The organism is Oerskovia sp. NPDC056781 (assembly GCF_042789955.1).
GTDB classification, from domain to species: domain Bacteria; phylum Actinomycetota; class Actinomycetes; order Actinomycetales; family Cellulomonadaceae; genus Oerskovia; species Oerskovia rustica.
On sequence record NZ_JBHUAD010000202.1, the window covers coordinates 1 to 7,431 of the forward strand.

General features: G+C 73.3%; 8 protein-coding genes. 4 read left to right on the forward strand and 4 right to left on the reverse strand.

Features of this window, described 5'->3' with window-relative positions; translation table 11 throughout:
• Positions 1 to 31 precede the first annotated feature (31 nt).
• Both ACFRCR_RS14950 and dapA read right to left on the reverse strand, forming a co-directional pair.
• Complete coding sequence (locus ACFRCR_RS14950; protein WP_377678605.1) at positions 32 to 1,717, reverse strand: ribonuclease J; 1,686 nt, start codon at positions 1,715 to 1,717, stop codon at positions 32 to 34.
• Between the two features lie 30 nt (positions 1,718 to 1,747).
• Positions 1,748 to 2,674, reverse strand: coding sequence for a 4-hydroxy-tetrahydrodipicolinate synthase (gene dapA / locus ACFRCR_RS14955; RefSeq protein WP_377678607.1), 927 nt, complete (start codon positions 2,672 to 2,674; stop codon positions 1,748 to 1,750).
• A gap of 166 nt (positions 2,675 to 2,840) precedes the next feature.
• Here dapA and ACFRCR_RS14960 point away from each other — a divergent pair, with 166 nt between their 5' ends.
• The 4 genes from ACFRCR_RS14960 to ACFRCR_RS14975 are packed head-to-tail and all read left to right on the forward strand — an operon-like array spanning position 2,841 to position 6,113.
• Complete coding sequence (locus ACFRCR_RS14960) at positions 2,841 to 4,319, forward strand: NAD-dependent succinate-semialdehyde dehydrogenase (protein ID WP_377678608.1); 1,479 nt, start codon at positions 2,841 to 2,843, stop codon at positions 4,317 to 4,319.
• 37 nt (positions 4,320 to 4,356) lie between these two features.
• Positions 4,357 to 5,244, forward strand: a complete 888-nt coding sequence (locus tag ACFRCR_RS14965; RefSeq protein WP_377678614.1) for an AzlC family ABC transporter permease — start codon at positions 4,357 to 4,359, stop codon at positions 5,242 to 5,244.
• Entirely contained in the window at positions 5,244 to 5,564 is a 321-nt protein-coding gene (locus ACFRCR_RS14970; RefSeq protein WP_377678610.1) for an AzlD domain-containing protein, read from the forward strand. The genes ACFRCR_RS14965 and ACFRCR_RS14970 overlap by 1 nt, the downstream gene beginning before the upstream one ends.
• A 39-nt stretch (positions 5,565 to 5,603) precedes the next feature.
• Complete coding sequence (locus ACFRCR_RS14975) at positions 5,604 to 6,113, forward strand: GNAT family N-acetyltransferase (protein ID WP_377678612.1); 510 nt, start codon at positions 5,604 to 5,606, stop codon at positions 6,111 to 6,113.
• A gap of 18 nt (positions 6,114 to 6,131) precedes the next feature.
• On the opposite strand, the gene ACFRCR_RS14980 is transcribed toward ACFRCR_RS14975, so the two are convergent.
• Both ACFRCR_RS14980 and dapB read right to left on the reverse strand, forming a co-directional pair.
• Entirely contained in the window at positions 6,132 to 6,596 is a 465-nt protein-coding gene (locus ACFRCR_RS14980) for a hypothetical protein (protein WP_138824777.1), read from the reverse strand.
• The gene (gene dapB / locus ACFRCR_RS14985; RefSeq protein WP_191790725.1) at positions 6,593 to 7,312 is read right to left on the reverse strand and encodes a 4-hydroxy-tetrahydrodipicolinate reductase; all 720 of its coding nucleotides are present in this window, start codon (positions 7,310 to 7,312) and stop codon (positions 6,593 to 6,595) included. The genes ACFRCR_RS14980 and dapB overlap by 4 nt, the downstream gene beginning before the upstream one ends.
• Positions 7,313 to 7,431 lie beyond the last annotated feature (119 nt).

Consider the following 7,431-nt stretch of genomic DNA (forward strand, 5'->3'; position numbering starts at 1 on the left):
GGGAGGACGGGCCCTTCGGACGATCCGTCGGCTACGCCTCGACGACGACCGGGACGATCATCGGGCGACGACGCAGGCGGTTCGACACCCAGCGCCCGACCACGCGGCGCATGACCTGCTGGAGCTGGTGCACGTCGGTGGCGCCACCCGAGATGGCGTCCTCGAGGGCCTGGACGACCTGCGGGCGGACGTCCTCGAACACGGCGTCGTCCTCGGCGAAACCGCGCGCGAGGATGTGCGGGCCGGCGATGACCTTGCCCGTCGCGGAGTCGACCACGGCGAACAGCGAGATGAAGCCCTCCTCGCCGAGGATCTGACGGTCCTTGAGCTCGGCGTCCGTGAGCTCGCCGACGCTCGACCCGTCCACGTACACGTAGCCGCACGGCACCGCGCCCACGACCGAGGCCTTGCCGTCGACGAGGTCGACGACCACGCCGTCCTCGGCGAGGACGACGCGGTCCGCGGGTACGCCGGTCTTGACCGCGAGCGCACCGTTCGCCACGAGGTGACGGACCTCGCCGTGCACCGGCATGACGTTCTTGGGCCGCAGGATGTTGTAGCAGTAGATGAGCTCGCCCGCGCTCGCGTGGCCCGAGACGTGCACCTTGGCGTTGCCACCGTGCACGACGCGCGCCCCGAGGCGCGTGAGGCCGTTGATGATGCGGAACACCGCGTTCTCGTTGCCGGGGATGAGCGACGACGCGAGGATCACGGTGTCGCCGTGGCCGACCGAGACCTTGTGGTCGCCGTTGGCCATGCGCGACAGAGCGGCCATGGGCTCGCCCTGCGAGCCCGTGCACATGAGCACGATCTCGTCGTCGCGCAGCGAGTCGACCTTCTTGAGGTCGATGAGGACGCCGTCCGGCACCTTGAGGTAGCCGAGCTCGGCCGCGATGCCCATGTTGCGGACCATCGAGCGCCCGACGAGCGCGACGCGGCGCCCGTGGTTGTGCGCGGCGTTGAGGACCTGCTGGACGCGGTGCACGTGCGAGGAGAACGACGCGACGATGATCCGCTTGTCCGAGGCGCCGAAGACGCTGTCCAGGACGGGGCCGATCTCGACCTCGGGGGTCACGAAGCCCGGGACCTCGGCGTTGGTCGAGTCGACCATGAACAGGTCGACTCCCTTCTCGCCCAGGCGCGCGAACGCGCGCAGGTCCGTGACGCGACCGTCGAGCGGCAGCTGGTCCATCTTGAAGTCGCCCGTGTGCAGGACCGTGCCGGCCCCCGTGGTGACCGCGACCGCGAGCGCGTCCGGGATCGAGTGGTTGACCGCGACGAACTCGCAGCTGAAGGGGCCGAACGCGACCGTCTCGTCCTCCTTGACCACACGGGTCACGGGGGCGATGCGGTGCTCCTTGAGCTTGGCCGAGATGAAAGCGAGCGTGAGCTGCGAGCCCACCAGGGGGATGTCGCGGCGCAGGCGCAGCAGGTACGGCACGGCACCGATGTGGTCCTCGTGCCCGTGCGTCAGGATGATCGCCTCGATGTCGTCGAGACGATCCTTGATGTAGTCGAAGTCCGGCAGGATCAGGTCCACGCCGGGCTGGTTGTCCTCGGGGAAGAGGACGCCGCAGTCGATGACGAGCAGACGCCCGTCGTACTCGAGGACGGCCATGTTGCGTCCGACCTCGCCGAGTCCGCCGAGGGCGACGATGCGCAGGGCACCTGCCTGCAGCGCGGGGGGGAGGGAGAGTTCGGGGTGAGGGTGGCTCACGGGGCCTCCTGGCCTGTAGTTCAGCGTGTTTCAGCGTGGCCGCGGGGTCACCGGGTCCAGCAGGCCGGAGGCCTCCAGACCGGCGCGGACGACGGCGACCTCGTCGTCCGTGGCTGCGACGTACGGCAGCCTGAGGTATCGGTTCTCGGTGACTCCGAGGAGCTGGAGCGCGGCCTTGGCCATGACGGCCTGGAAGCCCGCTCCGTTGATGGCGTCGATCGTCGGGGTGACGGAGCGGAAGGCCGCGAGGGCCGCCGCGTGGTCACCGGCGTCGAACGCCGAGACGACCTGGGCGAAGCGCGAGCCGACCGCGTGGGCGGCCACGGAGACGATGCCGACCGCGCCGTGCGCGAGGAACGACAGCAGCATGCTGTCGTCGCCGCTGTACCAGGCGAGCCCGGTCGACTCGATGAGCCTGGCCGCGGTGTAGACGTCGCCCGAGGCGTCCTTGTTCGCCACGATCCGCTCGTGCGCGGCGAGGCGCTCGATGGTGGCCGGGGCGATGCGGACGCCAGCACGGCCGGGCACGTCGTAGATCATGACGGGCAGGGGCGTGGCGTCGGCGACCGCCGTGATGTGGCGGTACAGCCCCTCCTGGGAGGGACGCGAGTAGTAGGGGCTCACGACGAGGAGCCCGTGGGCGCCCGCCTCGGCGGCCTGCTCGGCCATGCGGACGGCGTGCTGGGTGTCGTTCGAGCCGGCGCCGGCGATCACGTGCGCACGGTCCCCGACGGCGTCGACCACCGCGCGGACCAGCTCCGCCTTCTCCGGTGCGTGCGTCGTGGGCGACTCCCCCGTGGTCCCGCTGAGGACGATCCCGTCGTTCCCGTTGTCCACGAGGTGCTTCGCGACCTTGACCGCTGCGTCGAGGTCGATCTCTCCGGCGAGGGTCATCGGGGTGACCATCGCGGTCAGGACGGCGCCGAACGGTCGGGCCTGCGTGGGGGGAAGTGCCATGTGCACAAACTACCGCGCGCGCGACCGAAACGGCGTGTCGGTCCACCGGTGGAGGCGGTCCGGGCGGGAGGTTCTGCGGCGTTCGAGGCGCAGGTCACCTCGGCGGGTCGCAGGAGGACGTCTACGCGTCGATGCGAACCCGCGCGCGGCGCGTGATACTCGAACCATGTCGCCCGCCACGAACGCCCTGTCCCCCGCCCTGGTCTCGCACCTGCCGACCGGGCTGCTGATCGGTGGCCAGTGGGGCCCGGCCGAGGACGGTCGGACGTTCGAGGTCGCCGACCCGGCGACCGAGGAGGTCCTGTTCGACGTCTCGGACGCGAGCCCCGCGGACGGCCTGCGCGCGCTCGAGGCTGCGCACGCCGCAGCCCCGGCCTGGCGCGCCGTCGCGCCGCGCGAACGCTCCGAGCTGTTGCGCGCGGTCTTCGCGACGCTGACCGCCCGCGCCGACGACATCGCCGCGCTCATCACGGCCGAGTGCGGCAAGCCGCTCGCCGAGGCGCGCGCCGAGGTCGTGTACGGCGCCGAGTTCCTGCGCTGGTACGCCGAGCAGGCCGTGCGCACCGACGGCCTGGTCCGCACAGCGCCGGGCGGGGCGAACCGTCAGCTCGTCTCGCGCCGCCCCGTGGGTCCGGCGCTGCTCATCACGCCGTGGAACTTCCCGATCGCCATGGCGACGCGCAAGATCGGCCCGGCGCTCGCCGCGGGCTGCACGGTGGTGATCAAGCCCGCGCACCTGACCCCGCTCACGACGTCCCTGGTCGCGGAGATCATCCGTGGGCACCTGGAGGACCGCGGTCTGCCGACGGGCGTGGTCAACGTCGTGCCGACGTCGTCGGCGTCGGAGGTGACCACTCCCCTTCTCGCAGACCCGCGCCTGCGCAAGCTCTCCTTCACCGGGTCCACAGGCGTGGGCCGCACGCTCCTCAAGGGGGCCGCGGACCAGGTCCTGCGGACCTCGATGGAGCTCGGAGGCAACGCGCCGTTCCTCGTCTTCGCGGACGCCGACCTCGACGCCGCGGTCGAGGGCGCACTGGTCGCCAAGCTCCGCAACTCGGGTCAGAGCTGCGTGGCGGCCAACCGCTTCCTGGTGCACGACGCCGTCGCGCGCGACTTCGGCCAGCGCCTCGCCCGGGCGTTCGGGGAGCTGCGCGTGGGGCCGGGCAGCGAGGAGGGCGTGCAGGTCGGGCCGCTCATCGAGGCCAAGGCCGTCGACAAGGTCGACGAGCTGGTCTCGGTCGCGTCCGACGAGGGTGCGCAGGTCCTGACGGGCGGCGACCGTCCGCGCTCGCCCGGGCACTTCTACTCCCCCACCGTCCTGACCGGTGTCGATGCCGGCTCGCGCGTGGTGACGGAGGAGATCTTCGGCCCGGTCGCCCCGATCGTCGCGTTCGCCGACGACGACGAGGGCATCGCCCTGGCGAACGACACCGAGTACGGCCTCGCGGCCTACGCCTACACCCGGGACCTCGCACGCGCCGTGCGGGTGGGCGAGGAGGTCGACGCCGGGATGATCGGGATCAACCGCGGCCTGGTCTCGGACGCGAGCGCTCCCTTCGGCGGCATGAAGCAGTCCGGGCTCGGGCGCGAGGGCGGCGAGGCAGGGCTCGAGGAGTACCTCGAGACCGTGTACGTCGCGCTCTGACCCCACCGTGACGACCTCCTCCGGGGCCGACTCGCCCCTGCCCGCCGAGTCCCCGCCCGGCCCCGACGAGCGCACCGAGGTGCGTGCCGCCGTCCGGCAGGCCGTGTCCGTCTCGGTCGCCACGGGCCTCTACGGCATCTCGTTCGGGGCGCTGTCCGTGGTCGCCGGGCTGGACCTGCCGCAGACCATGGTCCTGAGCCTGCTCATGTTCTCGGGCGGGTCGCAGTTCGCGCTCCTCGGCGTCGTGGCCTCGGGCGGGACGTCGGCCGCCGCGGTCACGACCGCGGGCCTGCTCGGCCTGCGCAACACCCTCTACGGCGCCCAGCTCTCGCCGCTGCTCGCGCTGCACGGCTGGCGGCGCGTGCTCGCGGCCCACGTCACGATCGACGAGTCGACGGCCGTCGCGACCGCCCAGCGCAGCAAGGCGGCCTTCCGGGCCGGGTTCTGGTGGACGGGGATCGGGATCTTCGTCGTGTGGAACCTGCTCACGCTCGTCGGCGCGCTTGCCGGGGACGCCATGGGCGACCCCAAGGCGTGGGGCCTCGACGCCGCCGCGGGCGCGGCGTTCCTCGCGCTCCTGTGGCCCCGCCTCGCGAGCCGCGTCATGCAGCTCACCGCCGCGCTCGCGGTCGTCGTGGCTGTCGCGCTGCTCCCGTTCGTGCCGCCCGGGGTCCCCGTGCTCGCGGCGGCCGCCGTGGCCATCGTGGTCGGGCAGGTCGCCGGGCAGCCGCGGCAGCCCGTGACCGTCACGGAGTACGTGCCCGACGGCGCCGCGCCCCCGTCGCCCGCTCCCTCGCCCGAGGCTCCGCCCGCCACGGCGCGCCCGGCCGACCCGACCGGGCCCGCCGATCCGGGTGATCCGGCAACCCCGTCCGGCCCGTCAGCGTCCGGCCCGTCCCCGTCCGACCGCACCGAGGAGCCCTGATGTCCGACGCCGCCCTGTGGGCCACCGTGATCGCGGCCTCGCTCGTGTGCCTCGGGCTCAAGCTCGCGGGGCACCTGATCCCCGAGCACTGGCTCGCGTCCGACCGCGTCGCGCGCACCGCGGCCCTCGTCACGGCCTCGCTGCTGGCCGCGCTCGTCGCGGTCCAGACCGTCGGCGACGGTCAGGGGCTCACGCTCGACGCGCGCCTCCCCGCACTCGGTGTCGCGGCCGTCGCGCTCGCCCTGCGGGCGTCGTTCCTCGTCGTCGTGATCCTCGCGGCGGCGACCGCGGCGGGGCTGCGCGCGCTCGGCCTCGCGTGACGAGCCGCCGCGGCCACGGCCTCGGGTAGGGTCTGGCGAATGGCCCTCTTCAGCGAGTCGGCGGACGTCTCCGTCCGTCCGGCAGTCCCCGGCGACGAGGTCGCGATGACCGCGATCCAGATCGAGTCCTGGCGCACCGCGCACGCGGACGTGCTCGGCGCGGCCGTGCTCGACTCGCTCGACGTCCCTCGGATGCAGGAGCAGTGGGCCGGGGCGGTCTCGTCCCCGCCGGGGCCAGGCTTCGCGGTGCTCGTGGCCCTCGCCGCGGACCGCGTGGTGGGCTTCGCGGCCGTGGCCCCCGGCCAGCTCGTCGCGCTCGAGGTCCTGCCCGCCCACCAGCGCGGGGGGCACGGTTCGCGGCTGCTGTCCGCGGCCGTCGACCGGCTGCGCCAGGACGGCTCCGAAGAGGTCGTGGCGTGGATCCTGGACGGCGACACCGCGCGCGAGCAGTTCCTGGGCGGTGCCGGCCTGGGCCCGGACCAGCGGACCCGGACGCTGGCGACCGGGGTGCGTGACGTCGTCGAGCACCGGTGGAGCGCCTCGATCTGAGGCGCTCCGCGTCCCGTCCTAGCGGGAGGCCTTGCGCTCGGCCCGGTACATGCCCGCGGCCTTGCGCAGCATGGCGCGCGCCCTCTTGCGGTCGCCCGACGCGTCGTAGGCGAACGCCACGTGGTACCAGGACCGCCAGTCGTCGGGGTGCTCCTCCGCGTGGGCCCGGTGCTCCTCGAACGCCGCGTCGGCCGCGGCGCGGTCGATGCGTCCGCCCGGTGAGCGCGGCAGGTCGTCGACGGGCAGCTCGCCCGCGGCGGCGAGCTCGTCGGCCATCTTCTGGACCGTGACCGCGAGCCAGAACTCCCACGCGATCAGCCCGATCACGAGGAGCGGGATGAGCAGGACGCCGATCCCGATCGCGATCCCCACGGGCTCGCCCGTCCCCACGAGCGCCTGCGCACGGCCCAGGATCGCCCACACGTAGATCGCGAGCAGGGCCGTGACGACGACGGCCCCGATCAGGCCCTTGCGTGACCTCACGAGAGGTCCATGACGTTCTCGAGCCCGACCGTCAGACCCGGGCGTGAGACGACCTCACGGATGCCGAGCAGCACGCCGGGCATGAACGACACGCGGTCGAACGAGTCCTGGCGGATGATGAGCTGCTCGCCCTCGTTGCCGAAGAGGATCTCCTCGTGCGCGACCAGGCCCCGCAGGCGCACCGCGTGCACCCGGACCCCGTCGACGTCGGCGCCGCGCGCCTCCCAGCCGGACTCGGTCGCGTCAGGGCTAGCCCCCAGCCCCGCCTCCGCGCGAGCCTTGGCGATGGCGCCCGCCGTGTGCGTCGCGGTGCCGCTGGGGGCGTCGACCTTGTTCGGGTGGTGCAGCTCGATGACCTCGGCCGACTCGAAGTAGCGTGCCGCCTTGGCCGCGAACGTCATGGCGAGCACGGCCGACAGGCCGAAGTTCGGGGCGATCAGCACGCCGACGCTCGTGCCCTCGGCCGCCTTGCGCCCCAGGTGCGCGACGAGGCGCCCACGGCTCACGTCCGTCCAGCCCGTGGTGCCCACGACCGCGTGCACGCCGAGGTCGATGAGCGCGTGCACGTTGTCCTCGGTGACCGCGGGGACCGTGAAGTCGACCGCGACCTGGGCGCCCGCGGCGGCGACCTGCGCGAGGTCGTCCCCCGCGTCGATCCGGGCGACGAGCTCCATGTCACCGGCGGCCTCGACCGCCGCGCACACCGTGGCGCCCATGCGCCCGGCCGCGCCGAGGACGGCGACCTTGATCGGCGTCGGGGCGGCCGTCTCGCGGGAGGGCTGGGGGGTGCTCTGAGGGGTCACGTCGTTCGAGGTCACGCGACAACCCTAGCCGC

Excerpts from the sequence above, each read along its gene's own strand:
- ACFRCR_RS14960 (WP_377678608.1), top strand. The coding sequence starts at position 2,841 with ATGTCGCCCGCCACGAACGCCCTGTCCCCCGCCCTGGTCTCGCACCTG.
- dapB (WP_191790725.1), bottom strand. The coding sequence starts at position 7,312 with ATGGGCGCCACGGTGTGCGCGGCGGTCGAGGCCGCCGGTGACATGGAG.
- ACFRCR_RS14970 (WP_377678610.1), top strand. The coding sequence starts at position 5,244 with ATGTCCGACGCCGCCCTGTGGGCCACCGTGATCGCGGCCTCGCTCGTG.
- dapA (WP_377678607.1), bottom strand. The coding sequence starts at position 2,674 with ATGGCACTTCCCCCCACGCAGGCCCGACCGTTCGGCGCCGTCCTGACC.
- ACFRCR_RS14975 (WP_377678612.1), top strand. The coding sequence starts at position 5,604 with ATGGCCCTCTTCAGCGAGTCGGCGGACGTCTCCGTCCGTCCGGCAGTC.